This is a genomic window from Qipengyuania mesophila (assembly GCF_019711655.1).
Taxonomy (GTDB): Bacteria; Pseudomonadota; Alphaproteobacteria; order Sphingomonadales; family Sphingomonadaceae; genus Qipengyuania; species Qipengyuania mesophila.
This window is the reverse complement of sequence record NZ_JAIGNU010000004.1, coordinates 104,656-123,153: the sequence shown is the minus strand read 5'-3', so window position 1 is coordinate 123,153 and position 18,498 is coordinate 104,656. Positions and strand designations below refer to the sequence as shown.

Sequence of the window (18,498 nt, the reverse complement as noted above, 5' to 3'; positions counted from 1 at the left end):
TGAAGGCATACGTGGCTCGCGCACTCTACATTCACTGGCCCTACTGCATCGCAAAATGTCCTTATTGCGACTTCAACAGCCATGTCCGGGATTCTGCGGATGTCGCGGAATGGAAGGCGGCCCTGCTCGCGGACATGCACCACGAGCATGCTGAAGCGGATTCGCAAGAACCGCTAGCAAGTATCTTTTTTGGAGGAGGAACTCCCTCGCTCATGCCGCCGGCTCTCGTGGCCGATCTGCTGCACGAGGCGGAGCGCCTGTGGGGCTTCGACCCCGGAATCGAAATCACTCTGGAAGCCAATCCGAACAGCGTCGAGGCAGCGAATTTCGCCGATCTGGCCGCTGCCGGGGTCAACCGGGTGTCGCTGGGCGTGCAGAGTCTGCACGACGAGGCGTTGCGTTTTCTCGGCAGGATGCACGGCGTCGACGAGGCGCTCGCGGCCGTCGCGACCGCGCAGAGCAACTTCGAGCGAATCTCGATCGACCTGATCTATGCCCGTCCCGACCAGACCGAGGCCGCATGGCACGCCGAACTGGGCCGCGCCTTGGCGCTCGGCACCGATCACATTTCGCTCTACCAGCTGACCATCGAACCGGCGACGCGCTTCGCCACCGACGTGCGGCGCGGGCTGTTCGAACCTCTCGACGACGACCGTGCGGCCGATCTCTTCGCGGTAACTCGGGAGATGACCGGCAGGGCCGGCCTGCCCGCCTACGAGATCAGCAACCATGCCCGCCCGGGCCAGGAAAGCCGCCACAACCTCACCTACTGGCGCTATCAGGATTACATCGGGATTGGACCCGGTGCACATGGACGCAGGCGCGAGATCGCGACGGTGCGCCATCGCAAGCCCGAGAACTATCTCGCTGCCGTCGCGCGGCAGCGCCATGGCATCGCCGAAGCGCGCGATCTCGGCCGCCGCGAGCAGGCGAGCGAGGCGCTGCTGATGGGGCTGCGACTGGCGGAGGGCATCGATCTCGCCGCCCTCGCCCGACGCTTCGATACCACCGCTGAAGCCCTGATCGACCAGCCCAGACTGGCTCTGTATCGCGACCTCGGACTGGCCTGGAGCGAGGGAAAACGGATCGGCGTCACTCCGCGCGGCATGCCCCTGCTCGACGCACTGCTCGGCGAACTGGTCCAGGCGGACCTCGTCGCTTCATGAGCAAGGCGGACCTGCTCGAGGCCTGGCACGATCATCTCGCGCTCGGCCTGCGGCGGTCCCCGCACACAGTGCGCGCCTACGGCAGGACGGCAGAGCGGCTGCTTGCCGCTCTCGAACTGACCGACTGGAACAGCGTGGCCGCGCTCGACGCGACGCGCCTGCGCGGCCATCTCGCATCGCGCCGCGCGGACGGGCTCGCCAATGCCTCGACCGCGCGCGAATTGTCCGCCCTCAAGGCCTTCATCGCATTCGCCCGGGCCCAGGCCGGGCATGCGCTGACCGACCCCCCGCGCCTGCGCGGCCCGAGAATCAAGAAGGGGCTCCCGCGTCCCGTCACGCCAGACGACGCGCTCGGTCTCGCCGACACTGTCGAAGCGATCGCGACCGAGGACTGGATCGGCGCACGCGACCGTGCGGTGCTGTTGCTGCTCTACGGGGCGGGGATGCGCATTGCCGAGGCGCTCTCGCTGACCGGGGGTGCGCTCCCCCTCGGCGAACGGCTGACCGTCACCGGCAAGGGCAACAAGCAGCGTGTGGTCCCGCTGCTCCCGATCGTGCGCGAGGCGGTGGCCGACTATGCTGCGCAATGCCCCTGGCCCCTGGGAAGGGACGATCCGCTGTTTCGCGGGGCGAAGGGCGGCCCGCTGGCGCAGGGCATGGTCCAGAAGGCGACCGCCCGGGCGCGCAAGGCGCTGGGACTGCCCGACAGCGCGACGCCGCATGCGCTGCGCCACAGCTTTGCGACGCACCTGTTGGGCGCGGGCGCGGATTTGCGAAGCCTGCAGGAACTGCTCGGGCATGCGAGCCTCGGTTCGACGCAGATCTACACCAAGGTGGATGCGGCAAGCCTGCTCGACACCTATCGCAACGCGCATCCGCGCGAGAAGGACTAGGTGTCGGCCTCGCTCGGGCTCCACTTGGCGATCCGGTAGAGGTACCAGACGAGCCCGCCGAGCAGGAACAGGCCAACCGCCCAGCTGGCGTAAGTCTCGTAGCGTTCGATCAGGCCGGAGAGCGCGGATCCACCTGCGATCAACGCTCCGTTCCAGACCAGCGAGCCGAGGAAGGTGAACAGGAGGAATCGCCACAGCTTCATCTGCGCCAGCCCCGCTGGCAGCGAGATGATCGTCCGCAGGAAGGGCGAGAAACGGAGGAAGAAGACGATCCATTCGCCGTTTCGGCGAAACTTGTCGCGTGCCGCCTCGAACTCGCTCCACTCGAAGGTCAGCCAGCGGCCATGACGCACGATGAAACGCTTGAGGTGGTCTTCCTTCCAGCGCTTGCCGAGCCAGAACCAGAAGTAATTTCCCGCGACGGTGCCCAAAGTCCCGATAAGCAGCAACGGAAGGAATTCCATCTGCCCGCGGGCAACGAGCAACCCGCCGTAGCCCATGATGATCTCGGACGGGATCGGCGGGAAGATGTTCTCCAGCGCCATCAGCACGAAAATGCCGAGATAGCCGCCTGCGGCGATCGCACCGAGAATGAAGCCGTGCATGGCGCTTCAATGCGCGAGGCGCGCTATTGGTCCGCCTGCCTGCGCTCGATCGCGTCCCAGATGAGGCCGGGCGTGTCGGTGCCGTTGAACTTGTCGATCGCGACGATGCCGGTCGGGCTGGTGACATTGATTTCGGTCAGCCACTTGCCGCCGATCACGTCGATGCCGACGAAGACCAGTCCGCGTCGCTTGAGTTCGGGGCCCATCGCGGCGCAAATTTCCTCCTCGCGCGCGGTCAGCGTCGTCGCTTCGGCATGGCCACCCTGCGCGAGGTTCGAACGGAACTCGCCTTCGCCCGGGAAGCGGTTGATCGCGCCGGCGAATTCGCCATCGACCAGCACGATGCGCTTGTCGCCTTCGGAGACTTCGGGAAGGAAGGGCTGGACCATGTGCGGTTCGGGCCAGGTCTGGTCGAAGACTTCCGACAGGGCCGAGAGATTGGTGCCGCTCTCATCGAGGCGGAAGATCGCCTTGCCGCCATTGCCGTGGAGCGGTTTGACCACCATCGCGCCGTGCTTCTTCTGGAAATCGCGCAGATCGTCGAGATGCCGCGCGACCAGCGTCGGCGGCATGAAGCGCGCATAGTCGAGCACGAACATCTTCTCGGGCGCATTGACGACCTCGCGGGGGTCGTTGACCACCAGCGTGGTACCCTTGAGACGGTCGAGCAGGAAGGCCGCGCTGATGTAACCGAGGTGGAACGGTGGGTCCTGACGCATCAGGACGACGTCGATATCGCGCGCAAGATCGATCCGGCGGCGCTCGCCCATGCTGAAATGACCGCCCTCGACCCGCTGGACGGTGACGGGAGCCGCATGGGCAGTAATTCGTCCGTGCGGCGTACCGTCGCTTTCATAGGCGAGGCTGTTCACATCGTAATGCCAGACTTCGTGACCGCGCGCCTGCGCCGCGAGCATCAGCGCAAAGGAGCTGTCGCCCGCGATATTGATCCTCTCGAGCGGGTCCATCTGGACGGCGACGCGCAAACTCATCTCGAACTCCGATTTCCTGCGGCCTGCCCGCGATCAGGGCTGCCATGCATTGGCGATGTGGCGGGGGAAGCTTCCCGGCGCAAGGAGGATGACGTCGATGCGGATATCTTCGCCGCCCTGCGCATAGCGATGCGCAACCGCCTCGACCGCGGCGGCGACGCGCGAGAGGCGGTATTCGTCCACCGCGTGGTCAAGATCGGCGCGCTTGCGGCGCCATTTGACCTCGACGAAAGCGACCACATTGGCACGCTTGGCAACGAGGTCGATTTCGCCCGCTGGTGTCTTCACCCGCCGATCGAGAATTTGCCAGCCCTTGGCCCTGAGCCAGAGCGCCGCCCGGGTTTCGCCCTCGCGGCCACTCTTCTCGGCCAGCTGGCGCTTCATGCGGAGCGGAGCTCCATCGCCCGGGCGTAGAGCGTCTTGCGATCGAAGCCTGTCGACCTGGCGACCTGTGCCGCCGCCTGCGAAGGCTTCAGCGTCCGCAGCGCCTCGACCAGCAGCGCATCGGCATCTTCCTCGCTCGCCAACTCTTCGGGAGGAGGACCGACCAAGAGGACGATCTCGCCGCGTGGCGGGTTGGCCTCGTAATAGGCGATCAGGCCGGCGGGGAGCCCGCGCCGAAGCTCCTCGTGCAGCTTGGTCAGTTCGCGCGCCACCGCCACATCGCGATAGGGCAGGACCTCCTCGATCGCCGCCAGCGATTTCGCCAGGCGTGGAGCGGTTTCGTAGAACACCAGCGTCGTATCGATACTCGCCAGTTCCTCGAGCATTTCCCGGCGCGCCTTGTCCTTGGAGGGCAGGAAACCGGCGAATAGGAAGCGATCGTTGGGCAGACCGCTCAACGCCAGCCCTGTGATCGCGGCGCAGGCGCCGGGCAATGCGGTAACGGGAATTCCCTCGGCGCGGCAGTCGTTGACGAGGCGATAGCCCGGATCGGAAATCATCGGCGTCCCGGCGTCGCTCACCAATGCGACGGCGCGCGTGCGGGCGGCATCGACCAGCTTGGTGCGGTCGCGATGCTCGCTGTGGTCGTCATAGCGCCACAAGGGCTTGGAAATCCCGAGATGCTTGAGCAGCTTGCCCGTCACCCGCGTGTCCTCGCAAGCGACCGCATCGCAGCCACGCAGCACCTCGATGGCACGCAGGGTAATGTCGCCAAGGTTGCCGATCGGGGTGGCGACGATATAGAGCCCCGGCGTAAGGGAATTTTCGGGAAGGGTGGCGTCTGTCACTCCTGCTCCATGAACCAAGAGTGAGGGACGCGGCAAGATGAAGCGCTGGACTTTCGACCGTCGGACACTGGTAACGGTAGGACTGGCCGCCATTCTGGGTGCCTGTTCGGTGATCCCGAAGGGCGCCGAGCGCCCTCGCCCCGTCGCCACCACGCCCGCGCCCGAGCCGACCGAGACGCTGCCGAGCGACGAGACGCGCCACCGCATCGCGCTGCTGGTGCCGATGTCGGGCCAGAACGGCGCGGTCGGCCAGTCGATCGCCAATGCCACGACCATGGCCTTGCTCGACACCAATGCGAGCAATCTGCGGATCACCACCTATGATACGGCCAAGGGTCCGGAGGCGGCGGCGCGCCAGGCGATCGCTGAGGGCAACAAGCTGATCCTCGGCCCGCTGCTCGGTTCGAACATTCCCTCGGTGGTGGCGCCGGCCCAGGCGGCCGATGTGCCCGTGATCTCCTTCTCGAACGACACCGGCGCGGCCGGCCCGGACGTCTACATCATGGGCCACATTCCCGAGCAGTCGATCATGCGCAGCGTGCAGTACGCGCGCGGCAAGGGGGCGCGGAACTTCGCCATCATCGCCCCCGACGGCGAATATGGCGCGCGGGCCGAGAGTGCGATGCGCAATGCGGTTGCCGCCTATGGCGGGACGGTGGTGTGGACCGAGCGCTTCGCACGCGGCAACACCTCCATCGTCAGTGCGGCCGAACGACTCAAGGCGCATGGCGGCTACGACACCGTGCTGATCGCCGATGGCGCTCGTCTCGCGGCGCAGGCGGCGGGCGTGCTGAAATCGGGCGGCGCGACCACGCCGCAGCTGCTCGGCACCGAATTGTGGAGCGGCGAGAGCTCGGTCACCCGCGCATCGGCGCTTCGCGGCGCGTGGTTCTCGGCCGTATCGGACGGTCGCTACAAGCGCTTCGTCGACAGCTACGAGGCACGCTTCGGCAGCCAGCCCTATCGCATTGCCACGCTCGGTTACGACGCAGTGCTACTGACCCTCCGTGTCGCGCGCGACTGGCGCGTGGGCCGCGACTTCCCGCAGGGCGCGCTGCGCAGCGACGACGGCTTCCTCGGGCTCGACGGGGCGTTCCGCTTCACCCGCGACGGGCTGGTCGAGCGCGCCTTCGAAGTGCGCGAGGTCCGCGAGGGCTCTGTGGTCGTCGTGGAGAATGCGGCCGACCGCTTCTGAGCGAGGCGGATAACCTCTCCCGCGCGCTTGTTCGAAGAGAGAAGCGCGCGATATAGCCTTTACCCATGTCCGACGATCTGTTCGAAAATGCGCCGACCTCCTCCGGCGACTATGACGCTTCCTCTATCGAGGTCCTCGAAGGCCTCGAACCCGTGCGCCGCCGCCCCGGCATGTATATCGGCGGGACCGACGACCGCGCGCTGCACCACCTGGTCGCCGAGGTGCTCGACAACTCGATGGACGAGGCGGTTGCCGGCCATGCAACGCGGATCGAGGTACGCCTCGACGAGGGCAACCGGATCACCATCGCGGACAACGGCCGCGGCATGCCGGTCGACGAACATCCCAAGTTTCCCGGCAAGTCCACCCTCGAGGTAATCCTCTCGACGCTGCATTCGGGCGGCAAGTTCTCGGGCAAGGCCTATGCCACCAGCGGCGGCCTCCACGGTGTTGGAGTCTCGGTGGTCAATGCGTTGTCGAGCGACACGCGGGTCGAGGTGGCGCGCGACAAGCAACTCTACGCGCAGAGCTTTTCAAAGGGCCAGACGCTCGGCCCGCTCGAACAGCTCGGCCCGACCCCCAATCGCCGCGGGACCACGGTCAGCTTCGTGCCCGATACCGAGATCTTCGGCGACCGCCAGTTCAGCCCCAAGCGGCTGTTCAAGCTGGCGCGCTCCAAGGCATATCTCTTCGCCGGGGTCGAGATCCGCTGGAAATGCGCCGAGAGCCTCGCCAGCGAGGACGTCCCCTCCGAAGCCGTGTTCAAGTTCCCTGGCGGCCTCGCCGACCATCTCGCCGAACAGCTCGGCGGGCGCGAATGCGTGACCGCGCAGCCCTTCGCGGGCAGTCAGGACTTCCCCGACGAAGCCGGCCGCGTCGAATGGGCGATCGCCTGGCCGCTCTATTCCGACGGCTCGACCAGCTGGTACTGCAACACGGTGCCGACACCCGATGGCGGCACCCACGAACAAGGCCTGCGCGGCGCGCTGACCAAGGCATTGCGCGCCTTCGGCGAACTGACCGGGGCGAAGAAGGCGAAGGACCTCACCGCAGACGACGTGATGACCGGCGCCGAGGTGATGCTGAGCGTCTTCATCCGCGATCCGCAGTTCCAGAGCCAGACCAAGGACCGCCTGACCTCGCCCGAGGCGGCGCGCCTTGTCGAGAACGCGGTGCGCGACCATTTCGACCATTTCCTCGCCGACAACATGGACCGCGGCAAGGCGCTGCTCGGCCAGGTCATGGAGCGGATGGACGAGCGCCTGCGGCGCAAGCAGGAACGCGAGATCAAGCGCAAGACCGCGACCAATGCCAAGAAGCTGCGCCTGCCGGGCAAGCTCACCGACTGTTCGGGCGAAGGCGACGGCGAGACCGAGCTGTTCATCGTCGAGGGCGACAGCGCGGGCGGCAGCGCCAAGCAGGCGCGCAACCGCAAGACGCAGGCGATCCTGCCGATCCGCGGCAAGATCCTCAACGTCGCCTCCGCTACTGCAGACAAGATCCGCGCCAACAGCGAAATCGCCGACCTGACGCTCGCCATGGGCTGCGGCACGCGCAAGGATTGCGACCCCGAAAACCTGCGCTACGACCGCATCATCATCATGACCGATGCCGACGTCGACGGCGCGCATATCGCGACGCTGCTGATGACCTTCTTCTTCCAGGAAATGACCGAGGTGGTCCGCAACGGGCATCTCTACCTCGCCCAGCCCCCGCTCTACCGCCTGACCGCGGGCAAGGAGAGCCGCTACGCCCGCGACGACGCGCACCGCAAGGAGCTCGAGGAAACGGTGTTCAAGGGCAAGAAGGTCGAGGTCGGTCGCTTCAAGGGCCTCGGCGAGATGAACCCCGGCCAGCTGCGCGAGACCACGATGGATCCCGACACGCGCAGCCTCATCCGCATCACCCTGCCGCCCGAATTCGAGGACCGCGCCAAGGTCAAGGACCTCGTCGACCAGCTGATGGGCCGCAACCCCGAGCACCGCTTCAACTTCATCCAGAACAATGCCGGCGAGTTCGACCGCGAGATGATCGACGCCTAGTCGACGCTCTTCGTATGCACGTGCAGCACGCCTTCGAGCGTGCGGTGAACCGGGCACTTGTCGGCGATCTCGATAATCCGCGCGCGCTGGTCTTCGTCGAGCGCGTCGCCCTGTAGCTCGATTCGCCGGTGGAGCGCCTGCATCTGGCGGCCCTCCTCCATCGCCGCGACATGATTGCACTCGTCCTTGTGGTCGCGTTCGTGTGTGACCGTGACGGTGACACCCTCGAGCGGCCAGCCCTTCCGGTCGGCGTACATCTTCATCGTCATCGCGCTGCAGGTGCCGAGCGCGGCGTTGAGCAGATCGTAGGGCGTCGGGCCGCTGTCGTCGCCGCCATAGCTGGTGGGCTCGTCGGCTAGGAAACGGTGGCTGTGCGTATGCACCTCGGTGCCGAATTTCCCGTGCCCCGTCTTCACCACCACGCCTTGCTCGGGCATCGGCCAGTCTTCGCGCATCGGGATGTAGCGATGCGCCCAGCTCGCGATCACCCCGGCAGCAAAGCCCGCATCCTCGCTGCGGGTCAGCAGGTGATCGGCCCCGGCGAGGCTGATGAAGCTCTTGGGATGCTTGGCGGCGGTGAAGAGCTGTGCCGCATTGTCGACGTCGACGATCTCGTCGGTGGGGGAATGACAGAACATCAGCGGGATACGCAGCGCCTTGACCTTGGCGAGCAGGTCGACCTCTCGGACCGCCTCCAGGAAGTCGCGGCTGAGATTGTAGTGGTGACCGCCGATATCGACCTCGCCTTCGCCATCGCGCTCGATGGCAGCGAAATCGCCCTTCATGGTGCCGAGCACGTGTTCGACCTCGGCCGGCGCGCCGATGGTCGCGATGGCGGCGACAGTATCCTCCTCCAGCATGTCCGCGGCTGCCAGCACCGCCGCCCCGCCGAGGCTATGGCCGACGAGCAGCAGTCCCTTGCCGAAGCGGTCCGCGAGGTAGCGGGTCGATTCGATCAAATCCTCGAGGTCGCTCGCGAAGCCCGCGCGCCCGAAATTGCCGCCGCTCTGCCCCAGCCCGGTGAAATCGAAGCGCAGCGTCGCGATCCCGTGCTGCGCCAGCGCGCGTGTGACCTCAACCGCCGCAAGGCTCTGCTTGGTGCAGGTGAAGCAATGCGCAAACACCGCCGCGCCGCGCACCAGCCCGCTCGGCAGTTCAAGCGCTCCCGACAGTTCGTAGCCACGGGTGGTGGGAATGGTGAGCCGTTCGGTCGGCATGTGTCCTCCTCGGGTCTGAACCCTCAACGCCCCCTTGCGTGTCTCGTGCCCGCCCCCTAACGCTAACGTAAAGTTGCAAGGGAAAACCGATGACCGAACCGACCCGTTTCGAAGGCACGAAATCCTATATCGCCACAGACGACCTCAAGGTGGCCGTCAATGCCGCGGTCACGCTGCGTCGACCGCTGCTGGTCAAGGGCGAGCCGGGTACGGGCAAGACGGTGCTGGCGCACGAGATCGCCAAGGCGATCGACGCCCCGCTGATCGAATGGAACGTGAAGTCGACCACCAAGGCGCAGCAGGGCCTCTATGAATACGACGCGGTGGCCCGCCTGCGCGACGGTCAGCTGGGCGACGAGCGCGTCCACGACATTTCGAACTACATCAAGAAGGGCAAGCTGTGGGAGGCCTTCACCTCACCTGAGCTGCCCGTCCTGCTGATCGACGAAATCGACAAGGCCGACATCGAGTTTCCCAACGATTTGCTGCAGGAGCTCGATCGGATGAGCTTCGACGTCTACGAGACGCATACGCGCATCGAGGCCAAGGAACGCCCGATCGTGGTGATCACCTCGAACAACGAGAAGGAACTGCCCGACGCCTTCCTGCGCCGTTGCTTCTTCCACTACATCAAGTTCCCCGACCGCGAGACCATGCGCGACATCATCGAGGTCCACTTTCCCGGCATCCAGAAGAACCTCGTCACCAAGGCGATGGAGGTCTTCTACGAGATCCGCGAAGTGCCGGGTCTCAAGAAGAAACCCTCGACCAGCGAGTTGCTCGACTGGCTCAAGCTGCTGCTCAACGAGGAAATGCCGCTCGACGTGCTGCAGGACGCCAATCCCAACGCCGCGATCCCGCCGCTCCACGGCGCGCTGCTCAAGAACGAGCAGGACGTGATGATGTTCGAACGCCTTGCCTTCATGGCGCGCCGGCAGACGTAGAACGCCGGCCCGCGCCTCTGCGCGAACCGGCGTCTTGCCCAGGAGAAAGGCGTCAGCTCAGTTGAAGCTGTAGGCGAGCTCGAAGTCGCCCCAGCGGCGGCCGTTGATGTGAACCGGCACGTAGACGTTGCGCACGACGAGGTAGTTCTTGCCGTCGCCTTCCTGGCGGTAGACCGCCATGGTGTAGGGATCGCTCGTGGTCTTGGCGACGTGATCGACGCCTTCGAGAATGATCCGTCCATTGCGGCAATATTTGGTGTCGTGCACCAGTTCGCCGGTCGGCTTGCGCGAGTGTTCGCTGACATGCGTCGGCAGGAAGCCTTTCATGTCGGCCTGCGAGCACATGATCACCGCCCCGCCCTCATTGCTTACGCGGTCGTTGATCGGTCGCCAATTGGCATCGGCCCAGTCGCTCAGTCCGGTGCGGAACAGCTCCGGATTGGTCCCCGGCACCTTTTGGTAGTTCTGGTCGAAGAGCTGGTCCATCGTCAGCTTGCCGTCGGCGATGGCCTGTTCGGCAATGTCGACGATCTCCTGCGCATGGCTCTGCGCCTTCTCGACCATGGCGCTGTCCTGCGGCGACAGCCCGGCCTTGACCAGCTTGTCGAACATGTCGCTGGCAATCAGCTCGAGCTCTTCCATGCGGCCATGGGCAGTCGCGAGCTTCTCCTCGTTCTCGCTCACCGCGCCATCGAAATCGCCGAGCACATCCTGCACCCGATGGACGTGGCCCGAAATGGTCGCGGTGTTGCGGGCGATAAGGTCCTGCTGGCCGTCGACTTCGGACAGCAACTCGGTGACGCTGCGCATCGTGTCTTCGATCGAACTCACCGAGTTCTTGGCCTGGCTGCTCGCCTGGGCACCCGTTTCGATCTTCTCGATGACCATGCCGGCTTCGTTGCCCAGCATGTCGATTGTCCGCCCGATCTCTTCGGTCGCCTTGCGGGTCTCGCTGGCGAGCGCCTTCACCTCGTTGGCGACGACTGCAAAGGTTCGGCCCTGCTCGCCCGCGCGCATCGCCTCGATCGTGGCGTTGAGCGCGAGGATGTTGGTGGTTTCGGCGATCTGGTCGATTTCCTGGCTCGAACGGCGCACTTGGTCCATCGCTGCGGCGAAGCCGGTGACATGCTCGGTCAGCGTTTCGACCAGGCTGAGGAGGTTCCCGATCTCGTTCAGCGAATTGCTGATCATGGTCGAGCCATGGGTGAGGCGTTCGATCGCGCGTTCGGAAAGCAGGCGAGCTTCGTCGCTGGCCTCGAGCACCTTGCGCTGGTCTTCGTCGAGCGCACTCACCGTGCCCTGAAGTTCGACATATTCGCTGCGCAAATGGCCGAAGGAATCGATCACTCCCTGGACGATGCCTGCAACGTCCGAACAGCCCACGGTTACCTTGCCGCAAGCTTCCGGAATCTGGTCCAGGGCCGATGCGCCACGGGCATCGATCGCGCTGAGTTCCATTCTTGTGTGACCCCCGATATCTTTTGCTGCGGGTCGCCATAAAGACAGATGGTTAGCGGACCGTAAAAATGCTTTGCGATTCCGGCACTGGTGCAGCCGTTCGGCACGCGCTAGACCTCCGGGCATGTTCTTCAATTTCGTCGACGAGCTGCGCGCGGCGGGAATTCCCGCAAGCTTCAAGGAACACCTCACGCTGATCGAGGCGCTCGACCGCGACGTGATCGAGCAATCACCCGAGGCATTCTACTATCTCAGCCGCGCGACCTTCGTGAAGGACGAAGGCCTGCTCGACCGGTTCGACCAGGTGTTCCAGAAAACCTTCAAGGGCATCCTCACCGATTACGGCCAGAACCCGGTCGACATTCCCGAGGACTGGCTCAAGGCAGTGGCCGAGAAATTCCTCACGCCCGAGGAAATGGAGAAGATCAAGAGCCTGGGCGACTGGGACGAGATCATGGAGACGCTCAAGAAGCGGCTCGAGGAACAGGAAAAGCGCCACCAGGGCGGCAACAAGTGGATCGGCACCGGAGGCACCTCGCCCTTCGGCAATTCGGGCTACAATCCCGAGGGGGTGCGGATCGGCGGCGAGAGCAAGCACAAGCGCGCGCTCAAGGTGTGGGACAAGCGCGAGTTCAAGAACCTCGACAACACCAAGGAACTGGGCACCCGCAACATCAAGATGGCGCTGCGCCGCCTGCGCCGCTTCGCGCGCGAGGGCGCGGCGGACGAGCTCGACCTCGATGCGACGATCGAGGGTACGGCGAAGCAGGGCTGGCTCGACATCCACATGCGGCCCGAGCGGCACAATGCCGTGAAACTGCTGCTGTTCCTCGATGTCGGCGGCTCGATGGATCCCTTCATCAAGCTGTGCGAGGAGCTGTTCAGCGCGGCCACCACCGAGTTCAAGAATCTCGAATTCTTCTACTTCCACAACTGCCTCTACGAAGGCGTGTGGAAGGACAACCGCCGCCGCTGGCAAGAGCGTACCAAGACCTGGGACGTGCTTCACAAATACGGCCATGATTACAAGGTGATCTTCGTCGGCGACGCCGCGATGAGCCCCTATGAGATCACGCATCCGGGCGGCAGCGTCGAACATATGAACGAGGAAGCCGGCGCCACCTGGATGCAGCGAGTGGTCAACACCTATCCCGCGACCGTGTGGCTCAACCCCGTGCCCGAGAAGCAGTGGAGCTATTCGCAGTCGACAAAGGTGATGAAGCACATCGTCAACGACCGCATGTATCCGCTGACGCTCGACGGTCTCGACGACGCCATGCGCGAGTTGAGCCGCAAGCAGGGATAGGGGCTTGAAACACAGCCGTTTCGAGGCGGTTCGCCTTCGCCTCGAGCAATTCGATCCCGGTACGGGCTGGCGGTTGTGGCTCTACGAATTCCTACTGTTCGGTTTCAAACAGGGGTGGGCCTGCCTGTTCGGCGGTCTGATGCTGGCGCTGCTGCTGGCGACGCATTTCCTCTACCCCGACGATGCGCCGCTGCATCGATACGATTTCCTCACCCTCTCTGCACTCGCTATCCAGGGCGGGATGCTGGCCTTCCGGCTCGAAACCCTGGCCGAGGCGAAGGTGATCCTCCTCTTCCACGTCGTCGGTACGTTGATGGAGTTGTTCAAGACCGCGGCGGGATCGTGGATCTATCCCGAAGCGAGCGTGCTCCACATCGGCGCGGTGCCGCTGTTCTCGGGCTTCATGTACGCCGCCGTCGGCAGCTATATCGCGCGCGTCTGGCGGATCTTCGATTTCCGTTTCACCGCCTCTCCGCCACGCTGGACGACTTGGGCGCTGGGGGCGGCGATCTACGTCAACTTCTTCGCGCATCACTGGCTGCCCGACATACGGCTAGCGCTGTTCGCCGCCACCGTGCTCTTGTTCTGGCGCACCCGCATCCATTTCCGCAATTGGCGCGTCCATCGCTGGATGCCGCTGCTGCTCGGCTTTCTGCTCGTTGCGCTGTTCATCTGGGGTGCGGAGAATATCGGCACCTTCGCCCGCGCCTGGCGCTATCCGGGGCAGGAGGATGGCTGGCAGATGGTGAGCTTCGCCAAGCTCGGCAGCTGGTTCCTGCTGATGCTGATCAGCTTCGTGCTGGTCGAACTCGTCTCGCCCGTCCGCGAACCCGACTAGCCCTTCCGGTCGAGTTCCTCGTCGAGCCGCAGGCTGCAGCGCCAGAAGAAGAAGGCGGGGATCAGGCTCATGACGCTGGCGCAGTAGAGCACCCAGCGCACGCTGTCCTCGCCATAGATCGGCTTGAGGCCGTCCGACAGCATGCCGAACAGGAGCGGACCGAGCCCGAGCCCGATGAGGTTCTGGAAAAACAGTAGCACCGCCGATGCCAGGGCGCGCGACTGCGGGGTGACGAGCCCCTGCACGCTCGAATAGGTCGGGCCGTAATAGAGTGCGCCGAAGAAGACCGGGAAGAACAGGATCGCCAGCGCGACCCGCCAGTCCTCCGCCGAATACCCCCAGATCGAAAGCGGCGCGACGAGCAGCATGCCGACAGCGGCGGCGGTGAGCACGTGCTGGCGTTTCTCGGCGCCGAAACGGTCGGCGAGCCTGCCGCTGAGCCAGGTTCCGAGGATTCCCCCCGCCCCGTTGACGATGCCGAACCACAGCCCGACCTGTCCGGGAGTAAGCCCGTGCGTGCGTTGGAAGAAGATCGTCGCCCAGGTGACCTTGCCATAGCTGAGAAATGCGGCCGAGGATGCCGCGATCAGGAGCAGGACGAGCGCCCGGCTCGAGAGGATCGAACGCAAAGCGTCGCCCGTCGGTAGAGGCTGCGGCGTGCCCGTGCCTGCGATGTTCGCGCCATAGCGCGGATCCTTGAGGACAAACCAGACGACCACCGCCATCGCGATGCCCGGCAGGCCGACGATCATAAAGGCGTGGCGCCAACCCAGCACGTCGACCAACTGCCCGCCGATGATCATCCCGAGCACGGTGCCGGTGGGAATACCGAGCGCGTAGAAGCCAAGCGCCGAGGCCCGGCGTTCCTTGGGCACCATGTCGCTGATCAGCGAATGCGCCGCGGGCGTGCAGCCGGCTTCGCCCACACCGACGCCGATCCGCGCGAGCAGCAGCTGGATGAAGTTCTGCGCCAGCCCGCACAGCGCGGTCATCGCCGACCACACGGCCAGCGCCAGCGCGATTAGTCGCGGACGGCTCGTCGACGGCCGGTCGGCATAGCGCGCGATTGGCAGGCCGAGCACGGTGTAGAACAGCGCGAAGGCGAGCCCCGTCATCAAGCCGATCTGCGTATCGCTGAGGCTGAGGTCCCTGGCGATCGGCTCGGCCAGGATGTTGACGATCTGGCGATCGATGAAATTGAAGATGTAGACCACCAGCAGGATCCACAGGGTGACCCGCACCGACCCACCGGTCTGCCGTACCGCCGCAGTCGCCATTCATTTCTCTCCCGAAGCGCGGGTATGCCCGTCACCTCCGGCCAAGCTTCCTTGCCTAGGCCGTTTCGTCAAGGGTGTTGATCGAAAATCGAACGAACGGTCGGCCCGACGGTCAACCTTTCCGGGCGGGAGGGCCGAGATTTTCAGACTCGCCGAAAACATCGAGAAGCGCGTCCAGATGCGCGCGATAGTTTCGCCATCGTCCCGACGACCGCGTGTAGAGCGGTTCGCGGACCTGCCAGGCGCTGGCGGTGCGGACATGTCCGCTGCCGCTGTGCGGCTTGAGGCAGGCATCCTCCCAGTCGAGACCCAGGAATTCCAGCAGCCGCGCGACCTCGGAGCCGGGATCTGCCACCAGTGCGTCGTAATCCGCGCAATGCACGTCGTCCGGGAACAAGGCCTGCCAATGCGATGCCAGCCTCTCGTGTTGGCGGTACCAGTGCACCGCGCTCTCCAGCGAAGATGCATAGGTCAGCGCGGGGTCGAGATGCGCGAAATAGACCGACAGGCAATTATCGAGCGGATTGCGTCGGGTCAGGACGATCTTCGCATCGGGAAACAGGCGCTTGATCAGCCCGACATGGAGGAAGTTGTCCGGTCGTTTATCGGTCAAGCGCTGGCCCGACAGGCCCGTCCGTGCCAGGCCATCGAGATAGAGTTTGCGCAGTTCGGCGTAGAGGGCTTCCCCTCGCCCGGCGAGCGACTGCGGATAGGGCTGCAAGCGCTCGCGAACCATGTTCGGCAGAAACGGCAATTCGCCACCGGCCGTGATTTGGCTGTGCGCGGACAGGATCCGCTCGACCAGCGTCGATCCCGACCGGAACATTCCGCAGATGAATATGGGTGACGGATCACTCTCGCTTGCTTCGCTACCTCGGGAAGGAAAGCCCGCGATCAGCGCGTCGATGAAGCGTTCCGCTCCGGCCGGATCATAAGGATGCGGGGCGAGCGCGCGGCTGCCCTTGTTGGCGAGACGATAGGCGGCAAATGCCTCGTCATAGTTCTCGCATTGGTCGAGCGCACGACCCAGCGCATAGCCCAGGTCAGCGCGTTCGAGCGCGGCGTGGTCGGTCCGCCCGACCGCCTTGCGCAGGCGCGCGATGAGCGGATCGTCCGGCCCTTCGAACCGAGTGACATCGGCAAGACGCATCAGCGCCATGGGGTTGTCCGGCTCGAGTTCGAGCGCCCTCCCATAGGCCTGCCGGGCCGCATCACGGTCGCCCGCATCCTCGTGAATGTTTCCGAGATTGAGCAGCGCCGGAACATAGTCTGGCCGGATGTCCAGCGCCGCCTTAAGAGCGTCGAGTGCTTCATCCGGCTTGGCAAGGTCATCGACCAGAATGACGGCGCGGTTGAGATGGATTTCCTCGGCTCGCGCTGCACCATTCTGCAAGGCGGCATCATAGGCAGATAGCGCCGCATGGAAGTCGCCCTTCATTCTCAACAGGAGACCATAATTGAGCCAGTCGTTGGGGCGTCGCGGATCTCGCTCCAGCAAGCGCCCATAGGCCTCGCGCGCCGCATCGAAGCGGCCCGATCGATAGAGCAATGCCGCCTCTCGCGAGAGCGCATCCCCCGTCGCGGTCATCAGCTGTAGATCAGGTGCGGGGCGATGCTTTCGCGCCAGGCGGCCTCGTCCGCCTCTGCGCGCTCGTCGAGATCATCGGGCACTGCTGCGGCATCGTCGACCCATTCGCGCAGCGCCGGCCCCCCGTTGATGACGTCGATCGCGAGCCGGTCGAACTCGTATTCATAGGGGAAATCGCGCCATAGCGGATAGTCGGGGTAAAGGCGGCGGATCGCCTTGAACGCCAGTGCCTGGAGCCGCCAGGGGCGGAAGGCGTGATGGTCGTAGAACTTGCCCTCGGCATGGACCATCAGCCCGTTGCACAAGGTGCCGGCATGCTTGTGAAAGGTCGGTTCGAACCAGCATTCTCGGATCGCGCAGCCGCGCATCCACACCGGTGCCAGATCATGCATCTCGGCCAGGACTGCCTTGGCATCCAGATTTGGCGCGCCGAACAGCACTTCGAGCGGGCGCGTGGTCCCCCTGCCCTCGCTCAGCGTGGTGCCTTCGAGCATGACCGTGCCGGCATAGGCGCGGGCCATGTTGAGGTTGGCGGCATTGGGGCTGGGATTGATCCAGATGCGGTCTTCGGGCCAGCCATAGCCCGGCGCCTTGCCCGGCGTCCAGCCGCGCATCTCGATTACCTTGAGATCGACGTCGAGCTTGAAATGGTCGACGAACCAGCGTGCCATCTCCCCCATGGTGAGGCCGTGGCGCATGGCCATGGGCGCGGCACCCACGAAGCTCTCCTGACCGGGCTCGAGCAACGTGCCCTCGACCGGCCCGCCGGCGGGATTGGGCCGGTCGAGCACCCACACCGCCTTGCCCGCCTCGGCCGCTTCCTCGAGCAGATAGAGCAGCGTGGTTACGAAAGTGTAGATACGACAGCCGAGGTCCTGGAGGTCGAACAGGAAGACGTCGGCGCTCGACATCATCTGGCCGGTCGGGCGGCGAACTTCGCCATAGAGGCTGAAGACGGGGATGCCGTATTGCGGATCGGTCTCGTCCGCGGTTTCGACCATATTGTCCTGCTTGTCGCCTTTCAGCCCATGCTGCGGACCGAAGGCGGAGCTCACGTTGACGCCGCGATCGATCAGCGCGTCGAGCGAATGGTCGAGGCTCGCGGTGACCGAGGCCGGGTGAGCGACCAGCGCCACTCGCTTGCCCTCGAGCGGTGCGCGCAATTCCTCTTCGGTGATGAGCCGATCAATGCCGAATTTCATGCCGGGCTCGGTGCCGGAAGCTGCGCGGTGAAGCAAGCGGGATCGTGGAAATCGGGTGCGTCCGAGCGGTGGTCCAGGGCCCAGTAGCTCTTCCGCCCACCGGTTTCCTCGATGACACAGGCCAAAGCCATGGCGCAGTCGGCAGTAGGCAGTCCGGTACGCGGGATCGCGGCATCGAAGATGGCAAAGCTGCTGCCTTGGCGGATGGTGCAGGACGGTTCGCGCGGCATGGCGTGCTCGCGCATTTCCTCGCGATAGGAGGTGAAATCATAGGCGTTCCAGCGCTCGGACGGTGACAGGTTGAACTCGCAATAGGCCTCGCCAGGCCCAGGCCGGAGGAAGAGTTCGAAACAGGTCGTCTGCCACAAGCCATCGGCCCGGCCCTTCCCAGCGAATGTCGGGATCACGAGATCGCTCGAACCCTCGATCCGCCAGCGTAGACGAAGCCAGTTTTCATCGACGCCGACAATCCGTGCCTCGATGCCCGAAACCGCCAGCGGGGGATGGGCCGGATGAGGCCGCAATCGATACGTTTCCATGCCG

17 protein-coding genes are annotated in these 18,498 nt (G+C 64.9%); 7 read left to right on the top strand and 10 right to left on the bottom strand.

Features of this window, described 5'->3' with window-relative positions:
* Positions 1 to 11 precede the first annotated feature (11 nt).
* Positions 12 to 1,166 (top strand): radical SAM family heme chaperone HemW, encoded by a 1,155-nt coding sequence (gene hemW / locus K3181_RS14815; protein WP_221603902.1) that lies wholly within the window; start codon positions 12 to 14, stop codon positions 1,164 to 1,166.
* Complete coding sequence (locus K3181_RS14810) at positions 1,163 to 2,059, top strand: tyrosine recombinase XerC (protein ID WP_221603901.1); 897 nt, start codon at positions 1,163 to 1,165, stop codon at positions 2,057 to 2,059. Before hemW ends, K3181_RS14810 begins: the two co-directional genes overlap by 4 nt.
* Here the strand turns inward: K3181_RS14810 and K3181_RS14805 are convergent.
* From K3181_RS14805 to rsmI, 4 genes are read right to left on the bottom strand one after another with little or no spacing between them, the layout of a single operon-like run.
* Complete coding sequence (locus K3181_RS14805; RefSeq protein ID WP_221603900.1) at positions 2,056 to 2,664, bottom strand: DedA family protein; 609 nt, start codon at positions 2,662 to 2,664, stop codon at positions 2,056 to 2,058. The genes K3181_RS14810 and K3181_RS14805 overlap by 4 nt on opposite strands.
* Positions 2,665 to 2,687: 23 nt before the next feature.
* Positions 2,688 to 3,656 (bottom strand): glutathione synthase, encoded by a 969-nt coding sequence (gshB, locus tag K3181_RS14800; RefSeq protein ID WP_221603899.1) that lies wholly within the window; start codon positions 3,654 to 3,656, stop codon positions 2,688 to 2,690.
* A 33-nt stretch (positions 3,657 to 3,689) separates the two neighbouring features.
* Positions 3,690 to 4,040 carry a YraN family protein gene (locus K3181_RS14795; protein ID WP_221603898.1) on the bottom strand — a complete coding sequence of 117 codons (351 nt, stop codon included), beginning with the start codon at positions 4,038 to 4,040 and terminating at the stop codon, positions 3,690 to 3,692.
* Complete coding sequence (gene rsmI / locus K3181_RS14790) at positions 4,037 to 4,888, bottom strand: 16S rRNA (cytidine(1402)-2'-O)-methyltransferase (protein ID WP_345725517.1); 852 nt, start codon at positions 4,886 to 4,888, stop codon at positions 4,037 to 4,039. The genes K3181_RS14795 and rsmI overlap by 4 nt, the downstream gene beginning before the upstream one ends.
* A gap of 37 nt (positions 4,889 to 4,925) precedes the next feature.
* Here rsmI and K3181_RS14785 point away from each other — a divergent pair, with 37 nt between their 5' ends.
* Both K3181_RS14785 and parE read left to right on the top strand, forming a co-directional pair.
* Entirely contained in the window at positions 4,926 to 6,083 is a 1,158-nt protein-coding gene (locus K3181_RS14785) for a penicillin-binding protein activator (protein ID WP_221603896.1), read from the top strand.
* Between the two features lie 65 nt (positions 6,084 to 6,148).
* Complete coding sequence (gene parE, locus K3181_RS14780; protein WP_221603895.1) at positions 6,149 to 8,125, top strand: DNA topoisomerase IV subunit B; 1,977 nt, start codon at positions 6,149 to 6,151, stop codon at positions 8,123 to 8,125.
* Here parE and K3181_RS14775 read toward each other — a convergent pair.
* Entirely contained in the window at positions 8,122 to 9,342 is a 1,221-nt protein-coding gene (locus K3181_RS14775; RefSeq protein ID WP_221603894.1) for a bifunctional alpha/beta hydrolase/OsmC family protein, read from the bottom strand. The genes parE and K3181_RS14775 overlap by 4 nt on opposite strands.
* A gap of 89 nt (positions 9,343 to 9,431) precedes the next feature.
* Here K3181_RS14775 and K3181_RS14770 point away from each other — a divergent pair, with 89 nt between their 5' ends.
* The gene (locus tag K3181_RS14770; RefSeq protein ID WP_221603893.1) at positions 9,432 to 10,286 is read left to right on the top strand and encodes an AAA family ATPase; all 855 of its coding nucleotides are present in this window, start codon (positions 9,432 to 9,434) and stop codon (positions 10,284 to 10,286) included.
* 57 nt (positions 10,287 to 10,343) lie between these two features.
* On the opposite strand, the gene K3181_RS14765 is transcribed toward K3181_RS14770, so the two are convergent.
* Positions 10,344 to 11,744 carry a methyl-accepting chemotaxis protein gene (locus K3181_RS14765; RefSeq protein ID WP_221603892.1) on the bottom strand — a complete coding sequence of 467 codons (1,401 nt, stop codon included), beginning with the start codon at positions 11,742 to 11,744 and terminating at the stop codon, positions 10,344 to 10,346.
* A 124-nt stretch (positions 11,745 to 11,868) separates the two neighbouring features.
* On the opposite strand from K3181_RS14765, the gene K3181_RS14760 reads away from it, so the two are divergent.
* Positions 11,869 to 13,050, top strand: coding sequence for a vWA domain-containing protein (locus tag K3181_RS14760; RefSeq protein ID WP_221603891.1), 1,182 nt, complete (start codon positions 11,869 to 11,871; stop codon positions 13,048 to 13,050).
* Between the two features lie 4 nt (positions 13,051 to 13,054).
* A complete protein-coding gene (locus K3181_RS14755; RefSeq protein WP_221603890.1) occupies positions 13,055 to 13,888 on the top strand; it encodes a DUF817 domain-containing protein in 834 nt (277 codons plus the stop codon).
* Here K3181_RS14755 and K3181_RS14750 read toward each other — a convergent pair.
* The 4 genes from K3181_RS14750 to K3181_RS14735 form a co-directional block, all read right to left on the bottom strand.
* Entirely contained in the window at positions 13,885 to 15,165 is a 1,281-nt protein-coding gene (locus tag K3181_RS14750; protein WP_221603889.1) for a spinster family MFS transporter, read from the bottom strand. The two genes, K3181_RS14755 and K3181_RS14750, sit on opposite strands and share 4 nt — an antisense overlap.
* Positions 15,166 to 15,277: 112 nt before the next feature.
* Positions 15,278 to 16,753, bottom strand: coding sequence for a tetratricopeptide repeat-containing sulfotransferase family protein (locus K3181_RS14745; RefSeq protein WP_221603888.1), 1,476 nt, complete (start codon positions 16,751 to 16,753; stop codon positions 15,278 to 15,280).
* Positions 16,753 to 17,955: an exo-beta-N-acetylmuramidase NamZ family protein gene (locus K3181_RS14740; protein WP_221603887.1), complete on the bottom strand. Its 1,203-nt coding sequence runs from the start codon at positions 17,953 to 17,955 to the stop codon at positions 16,753 to 16,755. Before K3181_RS14740 ends, K3181_RS14745 begins: the two co-directional genes overlap by 1 nt.
* Positions 17,952 to 18,494, bottom strand: coding sequence for a DOMON-like domain-containing protein (locus K3181_RS14735; protein ID WP_221603886.1), 543 nt, complete (start codon positions 18,492 to 18,494; stop codon positions 17,952 to 17,954). Before K3181_RS14735 ends, K3181_RS14740 begins: the two co-directional genes overlap by 4 nt.
* Between the last annotated feature and the right edge of the window lie 4 nt (positions 18,495 to 18,498).

Bases quoted from the DNA above. Each gene is read 5' to 3' on its own strand.
- K3181_RS14810 (WP_221603901.1), top strand. From the start codon at position 1,163: ATGAGCAAGGCGGACCTGCTCGAGGCCTGGCACGATCATCTCGCGCTC.
- K3181_RS14805 (WP_221603900.1), bottom strand. From the start codon at position 2,664: ATGCACGGCTTCATTCTCGGTGCGATCGCCGCAGGCGGCTATCTCGGC.
- gshB (WP_221603899.1), bottom strand. From the start codon at position 3,656: ATGAGTTTGCGCGTCGCCGTCCAGATGGACCCGCTCGAGAGGATCAAT.
- K3181_RS14795 (WP_221603898.1), bottom strand. From the start codon at position 4,040: ATGAAGCGCCAGCTGGCCGAGAAGAGTGGCCGCGAGGGCGAAACCCGG.
- K3181_RS14785 (WP_221603896.1), top strand. From the start codon at position 4,926: ATGAAGCGCTGGACTTTCGACCGTCGGACACTGGTAACGGTAGGACTG.
- parE (WP_221603895.1), top strand. From the start codon at position 6,149: ATGTCCGACGATCTGTTCGAAAATGCGCCGACCTCCTCCGGCGACTAT.
- K3181_RS14775 (WP_221603894.1), bottom strand. From the start codon at position 9,342: ATGCCGACCGAACGGCTCACCATTCCCACCACCCGTGGCTACGAACTG.
- K3181_RS14770 (WP_221603893.1), top strand. From the start codon at position 9,432: ATGACCGAACCGACCCGTTTCGAAGGCACGAAATCCTATATCGCCACA.
- K3181_RS14765 (WP_221603892.1), bottom strand. From the start codon at position 11,744: ATGGAACTCAGCGCGATCGATGCCCGTGGCGCATCGGCCCTGGACCAG.
- K3181_RS14760 (WP_221603891.1), top strand. From the start codon at position 11,869: ATGTTCTTCAATTTCGTCGACGAGCTGCGCGCGGCGGGAATTCCCGCA.
- K3181_RS14750 (WP_221603889.1), bottom strand. From the start codon at position 15,165: ATGGCGACTGCGGCGGTACGGCAGACCGGTGGGTCGGTGCGGGTCACC.
- K3181_RS14745 (WP_221603888.1), bottom strand. From the start codon at position 16,753: ATGACCGCGACGGGGGATGCGCTCTCGCGAGAGGCGGCATTGCTCTAT.
- K3181_RS14740 (WP_221603887.1), bottom strand. From the start codon at position 17,955: ATGAAATTCGGCATTGATCGGCTCATCACCGAAGAGGAATTGCGCGCA.
- K3181_RS14735 (WP_221603886.1), bottom strand. From the start codon at position 18,494: ATGGAAACGTATCGATTGCGGCCTCATCCGGCCCATCCCCCGCTGGCG.